Source organism: Pseudomonas sp. A0308 (assembly GCF_044218815.1).
Lineage (GTDB): Bacteria > Pseudomonadota > Gammaproteobacteria > Pseudomonadales > Pseudomonadaceae > Aquipseudomonas > Aquipseudomonas iridis.
The window spans coordinates 2,405,574-2,424,424 of record NZ_CP162581.1 but is presented as its reverse complement, the minus strand read 5'-3'; the positions used below and the strand labels follow the sequence as shown (position 1 = coordinate 2,424,424).

General features: G+C 57.1%; 16 protein-coding genes and 2 tRNA genes. 17 read left to right on the top strand and 1 reads right to left on the bottom strand.

Annotated features, from left to right (window positions below; genetic code table 11):
- The first annotated feature begins 28 nt into the window (after positions 1-28).
- From dnaK to AB4P92_RS11280, 7 genes are all read left to right on the top strand, one after another.
- The gene (gene dnaK / locus AB4P92_RS11310) at positions 29-1,945 is read left to right on the top strand and encodes a molecular chaperone DnaK (RefSeq protein ID WP_042557581.1); all 1,917 of its coding nucleotides are present in this window, start codon (positions 29-31) and stop codon (positions 1,943-1,945) included.
- Positions 1,946-2,241: 296 nt separating this feature from the next.
- A complete protein-coding gene (dnaJ, locus tag AB4P92_RS11305) occupies positions 2,242-3,366 on the top strand; it encodes a molecular chaperone DnaJ (protein ID WP_042557582.1) in 1,125 nt (374 codons plus the stop codon).
- A gap of 9 nt (positions 3,367-3,375) precedes the next feature.
- A complete protein-coding gene (gene dapB / locus AB4P92_RS11300) occupies positions 3,376-4,182 on the top strand; it encodes a 4-hydroxy-tetrahydrodipicolinate reductase (protein WP_042557583.1) in 807 nt (268 codons plus the stop codon).
- Positions 4,183-4,439: 257 nt separating this feature from the next.
- A complete protein-coding gene (gene carA, locus AB4P92_RS11295; RefSeq protein WP_047299697.1) occupies positions 4,440-5,576 on the top strand; it encodes a glutamine-hydrolyzing carbamoyl-phosphate synthase small subunit in 1,137 nt (378 codons plus the stop codon).
- A 126-nt stretch (positions 5,577-5,702) separates the two neighbouring features.
- On the top strand, positions 5,703-8,924 hold the full coding sequence (gene carB / locus AB4P92_RS11290; RefSeq protein WP_042557585.1) for a carbamoyl-phosphate synthase large subunit: 3,222 nt from the start codon (positions 5,703-5,705) through the stop codon (positions 8,922-8,924).
- A 2-nt stretch (positions 8,925-8,926) separates the two neighbouring features.
- Positions 8,927-9,403, top strand: coding sequence for a transcription elongation factor GreA (gene greA / locus AB4P92_RS11285; protein WP_042561951.1), 477 nt, complete (start codon positions 8,927-8,929; stop codon positions 9,401-9,403).
- A 28-nt stretch (positions 9,404-9,431) separates the two neighbouring features.
- Positions 9,432-9,836, top strand: coding sequence for a hypothetical protein (locus AB4P92_RS11280; protein WP_042561952.1), 405 nt, complete (start codon positions 9,432-9,434; stop codon positions 9,834-9,836).
- Between the two features lie 9 nt (positions 9,837-9,845).
- Here the strand turns inward: AB4P92_RS11280 and AB4P92_RS11275 are convergent, their stop codons facing one another.
- The gene (locus AB4P92_RS11275) at positions 9,846-10,154 is read right to left on the bottom strand and encodes a YhbY family RNA-binding protein (RefSeq protein ID WP_042557586.1); all 309 of its coding nucleotides are present in this window, start codon (positions 10,152-10,154) and stop codon (positions 9,846-9,848) included.
- 101 nt (positions 10,155-10,255) lie between these two features.
- Between AB4P92_RS11275 and rlmE the strand changes: the two genes are divergently transcribed.
- The 10 genes from rlmE (at position 10,256) to nusA (ending at position 18,825) form a co-directional block, all read left to right on the top strand.
- Positions 10,256-10,885 (top strand): 23S rRNA (uridine(2552)-2'-O)-methyltransferase RlmE, encoded by a 630-nt coding sequence (gene rlmE / locus AB4P92_RS11270; RefSeq protein WP_042557587.1) that lies wholly within the window; start codon positions 10,256-10,258, stop codon positions 10,883-10,885.
- A gap of 203 nt (positions 10,886-11,088) precedes the next feature.
- The gene (ftsH, locus tag AB4P92_RS11265) at positions 11,089-12,996 is read left to right on the top strand and encodes an ATP-dependent zinc metalloprotease FtsH (RefSeq protein WP_042557588.1); all 1,908 of its coding nucleotides are present in this window, start codon (positions 11,089-11,091) and stop codon (positions 12,994-12,996) included.
- Between the two features lie 8 nt (positions 12,997-13,004).
- Positions 13,005-13,856 carry a dihydropteroate synthase gene (folP, locus tag AB4P92_RS11260; protein ID WP_261736779.1) on the top strand — a complete coding sequence of 284 codons (852 nt, stop codon included), beginning with the start codon at positions 13,005-13,007 and terminating at the stop codon, positions 13,854-13,856.
- Positions 13,857-13,872: 16 nt separating this feature from the next.
- Positions 13,873-15,210, top strand: coding sequence for a phosphoglucosamine mutase (gene glmM / locus AB4P92_RS11255; RefSeq protein ID WP_395599372.1), 1,338 nt, complete (start codon positions 13,873-13,875; stop codon positions 15,208-15,210).
- A gap of 65 nt (positions 15,211-15,275) precedes the next feature.
- The gene (gene tpiA, locus AB4P92_RS11250; protein WP_042557591.1) at positions 15,276-16,031 is read left to right on the top strand and encodes a triose-phosphate isomerase; all 756 of its coding nucleotides are present in this window, start codon (positions 15,276-15,278) and stop codon (positions 16,029-16,031) included.
- Between the two features lie 4 nt (positions 16,032-16,035).
- Positions 16,036-16,419 carry a preprotein translocase subunit SecG gene (secG, locus tag AB4P92_RS11245; RefSeq protein WP_123418240.1) on the top strand — a complete coding sequence of 128 codons (384 nt, stop codon included), beginning with the start codon at positions 16,036-16,038 and terminating at the stop codon, positions 16,417-16,419.
- 21 nt (positions 16,420-16,440) lie between these two features.
- Positions 16,441-16,526: transfer RNA gene (locus AB4P92_RS11240), tRNA-Leu, on the top strand.
- Positions 16,527-16,622: 96 nt separating this feature from the next.
- Positions 16,623-16,699: transfer RNA gene (locus AB4P92_RS11235), tRNA-Met, on the top strand.
- 138 nt (positions 16,700-16,837) lie between these two features.
- On the top strand, positions 16,838-17,296 hold the full coding sequence (rimP, locus tag AB4P92_RS11230) for a ribosome maturation factor RimP (protein ID WP_042557593.1): 459 nt from the start codon (positions 16,838-16,840) through the stop codon (positions 17,294-17,296).
- 47 nt (positions 17,297-17,343) lie between these two features.
- Positions 17,344-18,825 (top strand): transcription termination factor NusA, encoded by a 1,482-nt coding sequence (gene nusA / locus AB4P92_RS11225; protein ID WP_042557594.1) that lies wholly within the window; start codon positions 17,344-17,346, stop codon positions 18,823-18,825.
- Positions 18,826-18,851 lie beyond the last annotated feature (26 nt).

The following is an 18,851-nucleotide window of genomic DNA, read 5'->3' as shown; positions in this document are numbered from 1 at the left end:
CCAAATCCAAAGTTTCGGGAGAGTTAACATGGGCAAAATTATCGGTATCGACCTGGGGACTACCAACTCCTGCGTCTCCGTGCTGGAAAACGGCAAAGCAAAAGTTATTGAAAACGCTGAAGGCGCGCGTACCACGCCGTCGATCATCGCTTACGCCAACGATGGCGAAATTCTGGTTGGTCAGTCTGCCAAACGTCAGGCAGTCACCAACCCGCACAACACTCTGTACGCAGTAAAGCGTCTGATCGGTCGTCGTTTCGACGAAGAAGTTGTGCAGAAAGACATCCAGATGGTTCCTTACAAGATCGCCAAGGCTGACAACGGCGACGCTTGGGTTGAGGTGAACGGCCAGAAAATGGCACCGCCACAAATCTCGGCTGAAATCCTGAAAAAGATGAAAAAGACCGCCGAAGATTATCTCGGCGAAGAAGTCACCGAAGCAGTGATCACTGTTCCGGCCTACTTCAACGACAGCCAGCGTCAGGCAACCAAAGACGCCGGCCGCATCGCGGGTCTGGACGTTAAACGTATCATCAACGAACCAACCGCAGCTGCTCTGGCTTACGGTATGGACAAGGCCAAGGGCGATCACACCGTGATCGTTTACGACCTGGGTGGCGGTACTTTCGACGTCTCCGTAATCGAGATCGCTGAAGTTGACGGCGAGCACCAGTTCGAAGTGTTGGCCACCAACGGTGACACGTTCCTGGGCGGTGAAGACTTCGACATTCGTCTGATCGACTACCTCGTTGACGAATTCAAGAAAGAAAGCGGCATGAACCTTAAAGGTGACCCGCTGGCCATGCAGCGCCTGAAAGAAGCCGCTGAGAAAGCCAAGATCGAGTTGTCGTCTGCTCAGTCGACCGACGTTAACCTGCCGTACATCACTGCAGATGCCACTGGTCCTAAGCACTTGAACGTGAAAATTTCGCGTTCCAAGCTCGAAGCACTGGTTGAAGACCTGGTTCAGCGCACCATCGAACCTTGCCGCATCGCCATGAAAGACGCAGGTCTGGACGTTGGCGCGATCAACGACGTGATTCTGGTCGGTGGTCAGACCCGTATGCCGCTGGTACAGAAGCTGGTTACCGATTTCTTCGGTAAAGAAGCGCGTAAAGACGTTAACCCGGACGAAGCTGTTGCCATGGGTGCTGCCATCCAGGGCGCCGTTCTGGCTGGTGACGTGAAAGACGTTCTGCTGCTCGACGTCAGCCCGCTGACCCTGGGTATTGAAACGATGGGTGGCGTGATGACCGCGCTGATCGAGAAAAACACCACGATTCCTACCAAGAAATCGCAAGTGTTCTCGACTGCCGACGACAACCAGGGCGCCGTGACCATCCACGTCCTGCAAGGCGAGCGTAAGCAAGCCACGCAGAACAAGTCCTTGGGCAAGTTCGACCTGGCCGACATTCCACCTGCACCACGTGGCGTGCCGCAGATCGAAGTAACCTTCGACATCGACGCAAACGGCATCCTGCACGTTGGCGCGAAAGACAAGGCGACCGGCAAGACTCAGTCGATCGTGATCAAGGCCAACTCCGGCCTGTCCGACGAAGAAATCGAGCGCATGGTGCGTGATGCCGAGGCGAATGCCGAGGAAGACCGCAAGTTCGAAGAGCTGGCTGGCGCCCGTAACCAGGGTGATGCACTGGTTCACTCGACTCGCAAAATGATCGCTGACGCGGGTGACAAAGTTACCGCCGAAGAGAAGACCGCGATCGAAGCTGCCGTGGTTGCTCTGGAAGCCGCTGTCAAAGGCGACGACAAGGCTGCCATCGAAGCGAAAGTCGAAGAGCTGTCGAAAGTATCTGCTCCGGTTGCTCAGAAGATGTACGCCGAACAGGCTCAGCCTGCTGAAGGCGCAGCACCGCAGGACGACAAAGCTGAAAAAGCCGACGATGTTGTCGATGCTGAGTTCGAAGAAGTTAAAGACCACAAGTAAGTTGTTGGTCGGCCGGTTGACTGCCTTCAGGCGGTGACTGGTAGGATGTCGCCGCGCGGGAGCTTGCTCCCGCGTTGGCGTATCTGGAATACGCGAATTTTTACAGCATGCGACAAGGTTCGCGTGTTGGTGGTATGGCCGGGAATGCTCCTGCTTTTCGCGCCGAAAGTACCGCATGAATCAAAGACCAGGATCGTTGAATTGACGTGAGTTGGGTCCGGGCCTGTATTGGGGCTCAACGAGTTTGGCCACCTCAGGAGGGGTTTGCCGAACGTCCTCAAGAGTGCGAAAAACTTATGGCAAAGCGTGATTATTACGAAGTGTTGGGTGTTGAGCGTGGCTCAACTGATGCGGACCTGAAAAAGGCCTATCGTCGTCTGGCGATGAAGCATCACCCGGACCGTAATCCCGATGACAAAGCATCGGAAGAACTGTTCAAGGAGGCCAACGAGGCCTACGAAGTGCTATCCGATTCGAGCAAGCGCGCGGCGTACGACCAATACGGTCATGCTGGCGTTGATCCGAGCATGGGTGGCGGCGGTGCCGGTTTCGGCGGTCAGAACTTCTCTGACATCTTTGGCGATGTCTTCAGTGATTTCTTCGGCGGTGGTCGCGGCGGTTCTCGTGGCGGCGCCCAGCGTGGCAGCGATTTGCGCTACACCCTGGAGTTGAATCTGGAAGAAGCGGTGCGCGGCACCTCGGTGAATATCCGCGTGCCGACACTGGTCAATTGCAAGCCGTGCGATGGTTCGGGCGCCAAGAAAGGCTCGTCGCCTTCGACGTGCCCGACGTGCGGCGGCATCGGTCAAGTGCGCATGCAGCAGGGTTTCTTTTCGGTTCAGCAGACCTGTCCGCGCTGCCATGGCCAAGGCAAGATCATTTCCGATCCGTGCGATTCCTGCCATGGCGACGGTCGTGTCGAAGAGTACAAAACCCTGTCGGTCAAAGTACCGGCCGGCGTTGATACTGGCGACCGCATCCGTCTGTCTGGTGAAGGCGAGGCGGGGACTCAGGGTGGCCCGACTGGCGACCTGTACGTGGTCATCAATGTCCGCGAACACGACATCTTCCAGCGTGACGGCAAGCATCTGTTCTGCGAAGTACCGATCAGCTTTGTCGATGCAGCGTTGGGTGGTGAGCTGGAGATTCCGACCCTCGACGGTCGCGTCAAACTGAAAATCCCCGAAGGCACGCAGACCGGCAAACAATTCCGCGTCCGCGGTAAAGGCGTGGCGCCAGTGCGTGGCGGTGGTGCGGGCGACCTGATGTGTCGTGTGGCCGTCGAGACCCCGGTCAATCTGAACCGTCGTCAGCGTGAATTGCTGGAAGAGTTCCGCAGCTCGTTGGCCGATGACAACAGTCATTCGCCGAAAACCACCGGTTGGTTCGACGGTGTAAAGCGCTTCTTCGGCGATTTGTAAGGAGTCGGCATGCGACGTATTGCAGTGATGGGCGCCGCCGGGCGCATGGGTAAGATTCTGGTCGAGGCCGTGCAGCAGCGCGCGCCGCTGACCGGGCTGACTGCTGCGATCGTTCGCCCTGGCAGCACGCTGATCGGCGTCGATGCTGGTGAGTTGGCATCGCTGGGGCGAATCGGCGTGCCGTTGTCTGGTCATGTCGAATCAGTAGCGGATGAGTTCGATGTGCTGATCGATTTCACGCTGCCTGAAGTCATGCTGAAAAACCTGGCCTTCTGTCGTAAGGCAGGCAAGGCCATGGTCATCGGCACGACCGGGCTGGATGCCGCGCAGAAACATCTGTTGGCCGAGGCGGGCAAGGATATTCCCATCGTGTTCGCTGCCAACTTCAGTGTCGGGGTCAATCTGTCGCTGAAGCTGCTTGATATGGCTGCGCGTGTGCTGGGTGATGATGCGGATATCGAAATCATCGAAGCGCATCACCGGCACAAGATTGATGCGCCGTCAGGTACGGCGTTGCGCATGGGTGAAGTGATTGCCAGCGCGCTGGATCGTGATCTGCAGAAGGTTGCGGTCTATGGGCGTGAAGGTCACACCGGTGTACGCGAGCGTGAAACCATTGGTTTTGCCACGGTGCGCGGTGGGGATGTAGTCGGTGATCACACGGTGCTGTTCGCCTGTGAAGGTGAGCGGCTCGAGATCACGCACAAGGCTTCCAGTCGCATGACGTTCGCCAAGGGTGCGGTTCGCGCTGCGTTGTGGCTGGATGGTCGCGCGCCGGGTCTTTACGACATGCAAGACGTGCTCGACCTGCATTAAGTGCTACAGAAACCGGGTTCAAACCACATGTTTGAGCCCGGTTTTATCCGCCAAGCGACGCCCTGTCGCATTCTCTGCCCTTTCGGGCTCATTGGCGGTAGACCAAAAAAGCCTTTTTCTGTAAGCTACAGCTTTAGTGTGTCCACTAAAAGCGCGCAGAATAATTCAGTGAACAAGCGGGGTGACGTGTCCATACGTCATTCCGCTTTTTTACAACCTGCGATCGCCCTTTCATGCGTTATTTACGGGAGGTCTTCTTGACTAAGCCAGCCATACTTGCCCTTGCTGATGGCAGCATTTTTCGCGGCGAAGCCATTGGTGCCGACGGTCAAACCGTTGGTGAGGTGGTGTTCAACACCGCAATGACCGGCTATCAGGAAATCCTTACCGATCCTTCCTACGCCCAACAGATCGTTACCCTGACCTACCCGCACATTGGTAACACCGGCACCACGCCGGAAGATGCCGAGTCGGATCGCGTCTGGTCTGCCGGTCTGGTCATCCGCGACCTGCCGCTCGTGGCGAGCAACTGGCGTAACACGATGTCCCTGGACGATTACCTGAAAGCCAACAATGTTGTGGCAATCGCCGGTATCGACACCCGTCGCCTGACCCGCATCCTGCGGGAAAAAGGCGCCCAGAACGGCTGCATCATGGCCGGCGACAACATCTCTGAAGAAGCCGCCATTGCCGCAGCGCAAGGCTTCCCGGGTCTGAAGGGCATGGATCTGGCGAAAGTTGTCAGCACCAAGAAGCAATACGAATGGCGCTCGACAGTCTGGGATCTGAAAACCGACAGCCACGCGACCATCGAAGCCTCCGAGCTGCCATACCACGTGGTTGCCTACGACTACGGCGTCAAGGTCAACATCCTGCGCATGCTGGTCGAGCGCGGCTGCCGCGTCACCGTCGTGCCGGCGCAAACGCCTGCTGCCGACGTACTGGCGCTGAAACCGGATGGCGTGTTCCTGTCCAACGGCCCTGGTGACCCGGAGCCATGCGACTACGCCATCAAGGCGATCAAGGAAGTGCTGGAAACCGAAATTCCGGTATTCGGCATCTGCCTCGGTCACCAGCTGCTGGCTTTGGCCTCTGGCGCCAAGACCCTGAAAATGGGCCACGGCCACCACGGTGCCAACCACCCGGTACAGGATCTGGACACTGGCGTCGTGATGATCACCAGCCAGAACCACGGTTTTGCGGTAGACGAAGAAACCCTGCCAGCCAACGTTCGCGCGATCCACAAATCGCTGTTCGACGGCACCCTGCAAGGTATCGAGCGCACCGACAAGAGCGCGTTCAGCTTCCAGGGTCACCCTGAAGCCAGCCCGGGCCCGAACGATGTGGCGCCACTGTTCGACCGCTTCATCAACGAGATGGCCAAGCGACGCTAAGCGTTCGCCTTGAGACTGTAGAGAGAAGCCCCTCGAGGGTGGCCCCGCTACCGGCGGCCCCTTCGAGGCTTCAGAAATCGATCAAGACGGCTTGCCGACTGACCTGCGGATTTGAGTGACAAACCCATGCCAAAACGTACAGACATTAAAAGCATCCTGATTCTCGGCGCTGGCCCGATCGTTATCGGCCAGGCCTGCGAATTCGACTACTCCGGTGCCCAGGCTTGCAAAGCCCTGCGCGAAGAGGGTTACCGCGTCATCCTGGTGAACTCCAACCCGGCCACCATCATGACCGATCCGTCGATGGCCGACGCGACCTACATCGAACCGATCAAATGGCAGACCGTTGCCAAGATCATCGAGAAAGAGCGTCCAGACGCACTGCTGCCGACCATGGGCGGCCAGACCGCTCTGAACTGCGCCCTCGACCTGGAGCGCGAAGGCGTTCTGGAGAAGTTCGGTGTGGAAATGATCGGCGCCAACGCCGACACCATCGACAAGGCTGAAGACCGTTCGCGTTTCGACAAGGCGATGAAATCCATCGGCCTGGCGTGCCCGCGCTCCGGTATCGCCCACAGCATGGAAGAAGCCAACGCGGTTCTCGAAACCCTGGGCTTCCCGTGCATCATCCGCCCGTCGTTCACCATGGGTGGCACCGGGGGCGGTATTGCTTACAACCGTGAAGAGTTCGAAGAAATCTGCGCTCGTGGTCTGGACCTGTCGCCGACCAAAGAGCTGCTGATCGACGAATCGCTGATCGGCTGGAAAGAATATGAAATGGAAGTTGTCCGCGACAAAAAGGACAACTGCATCATCGTCTGCTCGATCGAAAACTTCGACCCGATGGGCGTGCACACCGGTGACTCGATCACTGTTGCCCCGGCTCAGACTTTGACCGACAAGGAATACCAGATCCTGCGTAACGCCTCCCTGGCGGTACTGCGCGAGATCGGCGTCGAGACTGGCGGTTCCAACGTGCAGTTCGGTATCTGCCCGAACACTGGCCGTATGGTCGTGATCGAGATGAACCCGCGTGTATCGCGTTCCTCGGCTCTGGCCTCGAAAGCCACTGGTTTCCCGATCGCCAAAGTCGCCGCCAAACTGGCTGTGGGCTACACCCTCGACGAACTGTCGAACGACATCACCGGCGGCAAGACCCCGGCGTCCTTTGAGCCGTCGATCGACTACGTCGTCACCAAGCTGCCACGCTTCGCCTTCGAGAAATTCCCGAAAGCCGACGCACGCCTGACCACGCAAATGAAGTCGGTGGGTGAGGTCATGGCTATCGGCCGGACTTTCCAGGAATCCCTGCAGAAAGCCCTGCGTGGTCTGGAAGTGGGCGTTTGCGGCCTGGACGAGAAGCTCGACCTGAGCAACCCGGAAAGCATGAGCATCCTCAAGCGCGAACTGACCGTGCCGGGCGCCGAGCGCATCTGGTACGTGGCTGACGCGTTCCGCGCCGGTCTGTCGGTCGAAGACATCTTCGGCATGAACATGATCGATCCGTGGTTCCTGGTGCAGATCGAAGATCTGATCAAGGAAGAAGAGAAGGTCAAGACCCTCGGTCTGTCCTCGATCGACCGCGACCTGATGTTCAAGCTCAAGCGCAAAGGCTTCTCCGATCAGCGTCTGGCCAAGCTGCTGGGTGTTACCGAGAAGAACCTGCGGACTCATCGTCACAAGCTGGAAGTGTTCCCGGTCTACAAGCGCGTTGACACTTGCGCTGCCGAGTTCGCCACTGATACCGCCTATATGTATTCGACCTACGAGGAAGAATGCGAAGCAGCGCCGTCGGGTCGCGACAAGATCATCATCCTCGGCGGTGGTCCAAACCGTATCGGTCAGGGCATCGAGTTCGACTACTGCTGCGTACACGCCGCCCTCGCTCTGCGCGAAGACGGGTACGAGACCATCATGGTCAACTGCAACCCGGAAACCGTTTCCACTGACTACGACACTTCCGACCGTCTGTACTTCGAATCGGTAACCCTGGAAGACGTGCTGGAAATCTGCCGCGTCGAGAAGCCGAAAGGCGTCATCGTCCAGTACGGCGGCCAGACCCCGCTGAAACTGGCTCGCGCCCTGGAAGCCGCTGGCGTGCCGATCATCGGCACCAGCCCTGACGCCATCGACCGTGCCGAAGACCGTGAGCGCTTCCAGCAAATGGTTGAGCGCCTGAACCTGCGTCAGCCGCCAAACGCTACCGTGCGCAGCGAAGACGAAGCCATTCGCGCTGCGGCCAAGATCGGTTATCCGCTGGTGGTTCGCCCGTCCTACGTGTTGGGCGGTCGTGCGATGGAAATCGTCTACGAAGAAGAAGAACTCAAGCGCTATCTGCGTGACGCAGTGAAAGTGTCGAACGACAGCCCGGTGCTGCTCGACCACTTCCTCAACTGCGCCATCGAGATGGACGTGGATGCGGTCTGCGACGGCAAAGACGTGGTCATCGGCGCGATCATGCAGCACATCGAACAGGCTGGCGTTCACTCCGGTGACTCCGCTTGCTCGCTGCCTCCGTACTCGCTGCCGGCGCACATCCAGGACGAGATGCGTGAACAGGTCAAGAAAATGGCCCTGGAGCTGGGCGTTGTCGGCCTGATGAACGTGCAGTTGGCGCTGCAAGGCGAAGACATCTACGTCATCGAAGTCAACCCGCGCGCTTCCCGTACCGTGCCGTTCGTATCCAAGTGCATCGGCGTTTCCCTGGCCATGATCGCGGCTCGCGTGATGGCGGGTAAAACCCTGAAAGAAATCGGCTTCACCAAAGAAATCATCCCGAACTTCTACAGCGTGAAGGAGGCGGTGTTCCCATTCGCCAAATTCCCTGGCGTTGACCCGATCCTCGGCCCTGAAATGAAGTCGACCGGTGAAGTGATGGGTGTCGGCGACACCTTCGGTGAAGCATTCGCCAAAGCCCAGATGGGCGCGAGCGAAGTGCTGCCAACCGGTGGCACAGCATTCATCAGTGTGCGTGACGATGACAAACCACTGGTTGCAGGCGTGGCCCGTGATCTGATCAACTTGGGCTTCGAAGTGGTTGCCACTGCCGGTACTGCCAAGCTGATCGAAGCCGCAGGCCTGAAAGTGCGTCGTGTGAACAAGGTGACCGAGGGTCGTCCGCACGTGGTCGACATGATCAAGAATGACGAAGTCACGCTGATCATCAACACCACCGAAGGTCGCCAGTCGATCGCCGATTCCTACTCCATTCGTCGTAATGCCTTGCAGCACAAGATTTACTGCACCACCACCATTGCTGCTGGCGAAGCTATCTGTGAAGCGCTGAAATTCGGTCCGGAAAAGACCGTGCGTCGCTTGCAGGATCTACACGCAGGATTGAAGGCATGAGCATAACCAAGTACCCAATGACAGTTCAGGGCGCGAAAGCCCTGGAAGAAGAACACACTCACCTGACCAAGGTCGTCCGTCCGAAGCTCAGCCAGGACATCGGGACGGCCCGCGAGTTGGGTGACCTGAAAGAGAACGCGGAATACCATGCCGCCCGCGAACAGCAGGGCATGGTCGAGGCGCGGATTCGTGACATCGAAGGCCGGATTCAGAATCAGGTCATCATTGATGTCACGACCATTCCTCATACCGGCAAAGTGATCTTCGGTACCACCGTCGAAATCGCCAACGTCGAGACTGATGAAAGCGTCACTTACCACATCGTGGGTGAGGATGAGGCTGACTTCAAACTCGGCAAGATTTCGGTCGGTTCGCCTCTGGCCCGCGCCTTGATCGGCAAGGAAGAGGGCGATACGGTCGCCGTGAAAACGCCAGGCGGCGTTATCGAGTACGAGATTGTCGAAGTCCGTCACATTTGAAACCGGGCGCCCGCTGCATGCGGGCGCCATGCTTTGGCAGCTGACCCAGATGTTGTGGGTTGGCGGTCTCTGGCTGATTCATTTCGGTTTGCAGCCGGCGTTGGTCAAGATTGGCCTGGCGCCGCTGTTGATCGACGAAGTTGCCAGTGCATTTGAAGTGCTGGTGGTGGGTTTTTCCGCTGCATGCGTGATATTTCAGGCTTTGGTGCTTTTACAGGCCGAAGGCCTTGCCAGTCTATGGCGGGATTTTCGCGGGCAGGTACTGTTGATGGCGTTGTACGCGTGTGCGATGTATGTCGCAGTGCGTGTCGGCTGGCCTGATGCGCAGCGCTGGCAGGTGTTCAGTTATCTGGTGCTGGGGTTTTCCGGGCTGGTGCTGGTGATGCAACCGGTACCGGGATGGAGTGGCAGGGTGCGCGAAGCACACCCTTGACCCTTGTCATCACTTGAAGCGATGAACGTTCGACAGCTGCTTGTTGACGCTGAAGTTCTTGCGGTAAAGCAGTGCCATCTTGCCGATGACCTGAACCAGATCAGCCTTGCCGACCTTGCACAGTTCTGCAATGGACGCCAGGCGCGACTCGCGATCGAGGATGTTGAGCTTGATTTTGATCAGCTCGTGATCCGCCAAAGCGCGTTCAAGTTCGGCTAACACACCTTCAGTCAAACCGTTGTCAGCCACAGTCAGAACTGGTTTCAGATGGTGGCCAATGGATTTGTACTGTTTCTTCTGCTCTGGAGTGAGCGGCATAATCTGACCCTTTCGTCTGGATTCTGTAAAATGGCGGCCATTTTACCCGAGGGTTCGTGGATCCGCCCAACTAATCACGACCCTTATCATCGAGGTGCCCAATGGCGCGTTCCAAGACAAGCCTTGGTTGGCTGAAAAGACATGTCAATGATCCCTATGTGAAGCAGGCACAGAAGGATGGCTACCGTTCGCGTGCGAGTTACAAACTTCTGGAGGTCCAGGAGAAATACAAGCTGATCCGTCCTGGCATGAGCGTTGTCGACCTGGGTGCGGCGCCTGGTGGCTGGTCTCAGGTCACTAGCCGGCTGATCGGTGGTCAGGGGCGTCTGATCGCCTCGGACATCCTGGAGATGGACAGTATTCCTGACGTGACTTTCATTCAGGGGGACTTCACCGAAGACGCAGTGCTCGCGCGCATCCTTGAAGCCGTGGGTAATTCGCAAGTGGACCTTGTGATTTCCGATATGGCCCCCAATATGAGTGGTACGCCTGAAGTGGATATGCCCAAAGCCATGTTCCTTTGCGAGCTGGCTCTTGATTTGGCGGAGCGGATACTCAAGCCGGGTGGTAATTTTGTTATCAAGATCTTTCAGGGCGAAGGTTTCGATGTTTACCTGAAGGACGCTCGCAAGAAGTTCGACAAGATCCAGATGATCAAGCCGGACTCGTCACGGGGCAGCTCCAGAGAGCAATACATGCTGGCTTGGGGATATCGCGGCCGCAGCGAGTAAAGTGACGTGATTCGACCAGGGCGATAGGTTTTTCGCATTTCGCTCCGGACGCATTAACGAATATTGTGTAGAAAGTGTTTCACAAAGGGTTACAGACGGCGCCTGCCAGAGTTGTAGGTAATGTAGTAAGTTAGGCCGGTGAATATCATGCGAAGCGCGCGCCAGTAGCGGAGCTTGCTTCAGAGGGTAGTTAATTGAACGATATGGCAAAGAATCTGATCCTGTGGTTGATCATCGCGGCTGTCCTGGTGACGGTGATGAACAACTTCTCCAGCCCTAACGAGCCGCAGACCCTCAACTATTCCGACTTCATCCAGCAGGTCAAGGATGGCAAGGTCGAGCGCGTAGCCGTTGATGGTTATGTGATTACCGGCAAACGCAGCGATGGCGACAGCTTCAAGACCATTCGTCCGGCTATTCAGGACAATGGCCTGATCGGCGATCTGGTCGACAACCACGTTGTGGTTGAAGGCAAGCAGCCTGAGCAGCAAAGCATCTGGACCCAGCTTCTGGTCGCCAGCTTCCCGATCCTGGTGATCATCGCGGTGTTCATGTTCTTCATGCGCCAGATGCAGGGCGGTGCGGGTGGCAAGGGCGGGCCGATGAGCTTTGGCAAGAGCAAGGCGCGCCTGCTGTCCGAAGATCAGGTGAAAACCACTTTGGCTGACGTTGCCGGTTGCGATGAAGCCAAGGAAGAAGTTGGTGAACTGGTTGAGTTCCTCCGTGATCCGGGCAAGTTCCAGCGTCTGGGCGGTCGAATTCCTCGCGGTGTACTGATGGTCGGTCCTCCGGGTACCGGTAAAACCTTGCTGGCCAAGGCAATTGCCGGCGAGGCCAAGGTGCCGTTCTTCACCATTTCCGGTTCTGACTTTGTCGAGATGTTCGTTGGTGTCGGTGCGAGCCGCGTCCGTGACATGTTCGAGCAGGCCAAGAAGCACGCTCCTTGCATCATCTTCATTGATGAAATCGACGCCGTCGGTCGCCATCGTGGTGCCGGCATGGGCGGTGGTCACGATGAGCGTGAGCAGACTCTCAACCAGTTGCTGGTTGAGATGGACGGCTTTGAAATGAATGACGGCATCATCGTGATCGCTGCAACCAACCGTCCTGACGTACTCGACCCTGCGCTGCTGCGTCCGGGCCGTTTCGACCGGCAGGTTGTGGTTGGTCTGCCGGACATCCGTGGTCGCGAACAGATTCTCAAGGTTCACATGCGTAAAGTGCCGATGGGTGACGACGTCGCTCCAGGTGTTATCGCGCGTGGTACCCCGGGCTTCTCCGGTGCCGATCTGGCCAACCTGGTCAACGAAGCTTCGCTTTTCGCTGCGCGCAGCGGCAAGCGCATCGTCGAGATGAAGGAATTCGAGCTGGCCAAAGACAAGATCATGATGGGCGCCGAGCGCAAGTCGATGGTCATGTCCGAAAAAGAAAAGCAGAACACCGCTTATCACGAAGCTGGCCACGCTATTGTTGGTCGCGTCGTGCCTGAGCATGATCCGGTCTACAAAGTTTCGATCATTCCGCGCGGTCGTGCACTGGGTGTGACGATGTTCCTGCCGGAAGAGGATCGCTATAGCCTGTCCAAGCGTGCGTTGATCAGTCAGATCTGCTCGCTGTACGGCGGTCGTATCGCTGAAGAAATGACCCTGGGCTTCGACGGTGTCACCACCGGTGCTTCCAACGACATCATGCGTGCAAGTCAGATTGCGCGAAACATGGTGACCAAGTGGGGTCTGTCGGAAAAACTTGGTCCGCTGATGTATGCCGAAGAAGAGGGAGAAGTGTTCCTCGGTCGCGGCGGTGGTGGCCAGGCTGCCAGCTTCTCTGGTGATACCGCCAAGCTGATCGACTCCGAAGTACGCAGTATCATTGATCAGTGCTACGGCACGGCCAAGCAGATCCTCACGGACAACCGTGACAAGCTCGATGCGATGGCTGATGCTTTGATGAAGTACGAGACAATCGACGCTGAACAGATCGACGACATCATGGCTGGCCGTACGCCTCGCGAGCCTCGCGATTGGTCGGGGGGTACCGGTACACCGCCGCCGCCAGTTGTCCAGGATGAGCGTCCGGAAACACCGATCGGCGGCCCGGCTGCTGACGTTTAAGGTTTGAAATGACTTCTGTTCAGTCCCTGACCCGGTTGCCTTGCGGCAACCGGGTTCTTGATTTGGCCCAGACGCATGTCATGGGCATTCTCAATGTCACTCCCGATTCCTTTTCCGATGGCGGCCGATATAACCAGCTCGACGAGGCCTTGCGTCACGCCGAAGCCATGGTTGCGGCTGGCGCGACGTTAATTGATGTTGGCGGCGAATCCACTCGCCCTGGTGCGCGCGCGGTGTCACCGCTGGAAGAGCTCGAGCGCGTGGCGCCTATTGTCGAGCTGATCAATCGCGAACTCGACGTGATCATCTCGGTCGATACGTCGACACCTGCCGTGATGCGCGAAACCGCGCGGCTGGGAGCAGGGTTGATCAACGATGTGCGATCGCTACGGCGTGATGGGGCACTGGATGCGGCAGCGGCAACCGGTTTGCCGGTCTGCCTGATGCATATGCTCGGAGAGCCGGGTGATATGCAGGACAATCCTCAATACGATGATGTTACTCGGGAAGTGGGCGAGTTTCTCGCCGAGCGCATGGCGCGATGTGCATTGGCAGGTATTCCGGCTGATAGAATCATCCTTGATCCCGGCTTTGGCTTCGCCAAAACCTTGCAGCACAATCTAAGTTTGTTCAAACATATGGAAGCCCTGCATGAGCTGGGCCGCCCCTTGCTGGTGGGTGTTTCGCGCAAGAGCATGATCGGGCATGCATTGAATCGTCCTGTGGGCGAGCGTTTGTATGGTGGTCTGGCTCTGGCTGCACTGGCGTCGGTCAAGGGTGCGCGTATATTGCGTGTCCATGATGTGGCGCAAACGATAGATGTCGTACGAATGATCGCGGCCGTCGAATCAGCCGAATAAGAATGATGGAGCACTTATGAGCAAGAAATATTTTGGTACTGACGGCATTCGTGGTCGAGTCGGTGAATATCCGATTACTCCTGACTTCATGCTCAAGCTTGGTTGGGCTGCCGGCATGGCGTTCCGCAAGATGGGTGCCTGCAAGGTATTGGTCGGCAAAGACACGCGAATTTCCGGCTACATGTTCGAGTCGGCCCTCGAGGCTGGTCTGACATCGGCGGGTGCCGATGTCATGCTGCTCGGTCCAATGCCGACGCCCGCCATTGCTTACCTGGCGCGCACGTTCCAGGCTGAGGCTGGCATTGTGATCAGTGCTTCGCACAACCCGCATGATGATAACGGCATCAAATTCTTCTCCGGAAAAGGCACCAAGCTTCCGGACGAGCTGGAGTTGATGATCGAAGAGCTGCTCGACACCCCGATGACCGTGGTCGAGTCGAGCAAGATCGGCAAGGTGTCGCGGATCAACGATGCGTCAGGCCGTTACATTGAATTCTGCAAGAGCAGTGTGCCTACCGGCACCACTTTTTCCGGGCTGAAAATTGTCATCGACTGCGCCCACGGCGCCACCTATAAGGTTGCTCCAAGCGTTTTCCGTGAGCTTGGTGCAGACGTTGTCGTTCTATCGGCCCAACCCAATGGCCTGAATATCAATGACAACTGCGGTTCGACCCATATGGGTCAGCTGCAGGCGGCAGTATTGTCAGAGCACGCTGACCTGGGCATCGCCTTTGATGGTGATGGCGATCGAGTATTGATGGTCGATCACACCGGCGCCATCGTCGATGGCGACGAGTTGCTGTTCATCATTGCGCGTGATTTGCATGAGCGTGGAAAGCTGCAGGGCGGCGTGGTCGGCACCCTGATGAGTAACCTTGGTCTGGAATTGGCGCTCGCCGATCTTTCTATTCCATTCATTCGTGCCAATGTCGGCGATCGCCATGTGATCGCTGAATTGCTGGAGCGTAATTGGCTGGTCGGTGGTGAAAACTCTGGACATGTCGTTTGCTTCAATCACACCACGACGGGCGACGCGATCATTGCGGCTCTGCAAGTGCTGATGGCGCTCAAAACGCGTAACGAAGGCCTGGCGCTAGCTCGCCAAGCGTTGCGCAAGTGCCCTCAGGTGCTGATCAATGTGCGTTTCGGCGGTGGCGAAAGCCCTCTGGAACATCCGGCAGTCAAGGAAGCCAGTGCGCGCGTAACCCAGGCAATGGCGGGGCGTGGACGTGTGCTCCTGCGCAAGTCCGGCACAGAGCCTCTGGTGCGCGTGATGGTCGAAGGCGAGGACGAAACCCTTGTTCGCGGCTATGCCGAAGAACTGGCGAAACTGGTAACTGAAGTTTCTGCCTGATACGGCTTGCAAGCCATGATTGTGTTGGGTAACATCTGCGCCCACTTTGACCGACGAGGTACAGCATGCGTCGCCCTATGGTAGCTGGTAACTGGAAGATGCACGGTACCCGCGCCAGCGTCGCTGAGCTGATCAATGGCCTTCGTCATCTGGCCTTGCCAAGCGGTGTTGATGTCGCAGTATTCCCGCCTTGCTTGCATATCAATCAAGTGATTGATGGCTTGAAAGGCAAGTCGATTTCGGTCGGTGCGCAGAATTCTGCGGTGGAATCCATGCAAGGTGCGTTGACCGGTGAGATTGCGCCGAGTCAGTTGGTGGATGCAGGTTGTTCCCTGGTGCTTGTCGGGCACTCCGAACGCCGTCAGATAATGGGCGAGCGAGACGGAATGCTGAATCGCAAGTTCGCAGCGGCACAGGCATGTGGCTTGATTCCGGTGTTGTGTATAGGGGAAACCCTTGAGCAGCGCGAAGCCGGTAAAACTCTTGAGGTTGTCGGGCGTCAGCTGGGCAGCATTATTGAGGAGCTGGGTGTAGGTGCTTTTGCCAAGGCGGTAATAGCTTACGAGCCGGTCTGGGCCATTGGTACCGGGCTGACCGCAACGCCGCAGCAGGCTCAGGATGTGCATAAAGCCATTCGTGAGCAGTTGGCGGCAGAGAATTCTGAAGTCGCACGAGGTGTGCGGCTTCTATACGGCGGCAGCGTGAAGGCGGCCAATGCGGTCGAACTGTTCGGCATGCCGGATATCGATGGGGGGCTCATTGGTGGAGCTTCCCTGAATGCAGATGAGTTCGGTGCGATCTGTCGCGCCGCGGGAAACTGAAAAAATGCTGGAAACAGTCGTAGTCGTTTTTCATCTGCTGGGTGCATTGGGCGTAGTTGCTCTGGTTTTGCTGCAGCAGGGTAAGGGTGCGGACGCTGGCGCGTCTTTCGGAGCAGGTGCTTCAAATACTGTCTTCGGAAGCCAAGGTTCCTCTACCTTTCTTAGTAAGTTTACTGCTATACTTGCCGCCGGTTTCTTCATAACCAGCTTGGGGTTAGGTTACTTTGCTAAAGAGAAAGCTCATCAGCTGACTCAAGCAGGTTTGCCAGATCCAGCAGTGTTGGAAGTACCTAAGCAACAACCGGCTTCTGATGATGTCCCGGTGCTTCAAGAGCAAAAGTCGGCTTCTCCAGCGACTGACGTACCTCCAGCTCAAGAGCAAAAGTAAGAAGGGTTTCATTGTAGTTTTGCCGAGGTGGTGGAATTGGTAGACACGCAACCTTGAGGTGGTTGTGCCCATAGGGTGTAGGGGTTCGAGTCCCCTTCTCGGTACCAATTAGTCAGGATAGCCCGCTGTTGCGGGCTTTCTTGCAGGTGGAAGGTAGATTGACCCTATAAGGGATCGGTCGTATACTTCCGCCCCAGCTTTGTCGCGGGGTGGAGCAGTCTGGTAGCTCGTCGGGCTCATAACCCGAAGGTCGTCGGTTCAAATCCGGCCCCCGCAACCAGTTTAAAGAGCCCCTTTTAAGGGGCTTTTTGTTAGCTGGACACTTTCAACGCCGCTGTTCGACGGCGTTTCAAGGATGGGCGTTTCGCCCATTTTTTTATTCTGCATAGCATGCACATACATGCACTAGGGGGTTCAGGTGTCGAGCAAGCTAGAAGAGTTGCAGGCCTTGCTGGCCCCGGTGGTCGTGGCCCTAGGCTATGAATGCTGGGGTATTGAGTTTTCGGCTCAAGGTCGTCACTCGATGTTGCGCGTTTATATCGATAAAGAGGGCGGTGTGCTGGTGGACGATTGCGCCATTGTCAGCCGTCAGATCAGCGGAGTCCTGGATGTTGAAGATCCAATCACCGTTGAATACACCCTCGAAGTTTCCTCGCCTGGCATGGAGCGCCCACTGTTCACTATCGAGCAGTTCGCCCAGTTTGTCGGTGCACAAGTGAAGATCAAGCTGCGCTCGCCTTTTGAAGGTCGACGCAACTTTCAGGGCCTTCTGCGCGGTGTAGAAGAACAGGATGTCGTGGTGCAGGTAGATGACCATGAGTTTCTGTTGCCGATCGATATGATCGACAAGGCCAACATTATTCCCAGTTTTGACTGAGACGCGGATCCCGCGGATCCAATGGCTTGCGAAAGGCGAGGCGTACGATGAGCAAAGAAGTACTGCTGGTTGTTGAGTCGGTATCCAATGAAAAGGGCGTACCGGCAAGCGTAATTTTTGAAGCGCTGGAGCTGGCTCTGGCCACTGCTACCAAAAAGCGTTTTGAAGACGAAGTTGACCTGCGTGTGGAAATTAACCGCCACACCGGGGCATACGAAACTTTCCGTCGCTGGACGGTCGTCGAAGAGAATGATCTTGACGATCCGGCTATCGAAACCTGGCCGAGCAAGGTTGCCGAAACGCATCCTGGTGCCAACGTTGGCGACGTCGTTGAAGAAAAAATCGATTCCATCGAGTTCGGCCGCATTGCTGCACAGACTGCCAAGCAAGTCATTGTGCAGAAAGTGCGTGAAGCCGAGCGCGCTCAAGTGGTCGACGCCTATCGCGAACGCCTGGGAGAAATCATCTCCGGCACCGTGAAGAAAGTGACTCGCGACAACGTGATCGTCGATCTGGGCAACAACGCCGAGGCGTTGCTGGCCCGTGAAGACATCATTTCTCGCGAAACCTTCCGTGTCGGCGTGCGTCTGCGTGCGCTGCTCAAGGAAATCCGCACCGAGAACCGCGGCCCGCAGCTGATCCTGTCGCGTACCGCGCCGGAAATGCTGATCGAGCTGTTCCGCATCGAAGTGCCGGAAATTGCTGAAGGTCTGATCGAAGTAATGGCTGCGTCCCGTGACCCGGGTTCGCGTGCCAAGATCGCCGTCCGCTCCAAGGACAAACGCATCGACCCGCAAGGCGCTTGCATCGGTATGCGCGGTTCGCGCGTCCAGGCAGTGTCGGGTGAGTTGGGCGGTGAGCGTGTTGATATCGTCCTGTGGGACGACAACCCGGCTCAGTTCGTGATCAACGCCATGTCCCCGGCCGAGGTTGCGGCAATTATCGTTGACGAAGATGCCCATGCAATGGACATCGCCGTTGGCGCAGACAATCTGGCTCAGGCCATCGGTCGTGGTGGTCAGAACGTGCGTCTGGCAAGCCAGTTGACTGGCTGGACCCTGAACGTGATGACCGAATCGGACATCCAGGCTAAGCAGCAAGCAGAAACCGGCGACATCCTGCGCAACTTCATCGACGAGCTGGAAGTCGACGAAGACCTGGCGCAGGTGCTGGTAGATGAAGGCTTCACCAGCCTGGAAGAGATTGCCTACGTACCGTTGGAAGAAATGCTCAACATCGACGGCTTTGACGAAGATACCGTCAACGAGCTTCGCGCTCGTGCCAAGGATCGTTTGTTGACCAAAGCCATCGCTACTGAGGAAAAGCTGGCAGACGCCCATCCGGCCGAAGACCTGCTCTCGCTTGAGGGTATGGACAAGGATTTGGCGATGGAACTGGCGGTGCGCGGCGTAATTACCCGCGAAGACCTGGCCGAGCAGTCTATTGACGACCTGCTCGACATCGACGGCATTGACGATGATCGTGCCGGCAAGTTGATCATGGCCGCCCGAGCCCATTGGTTCGAGTAATTAGGCGCGGCCTGAGGAGAGAAGTG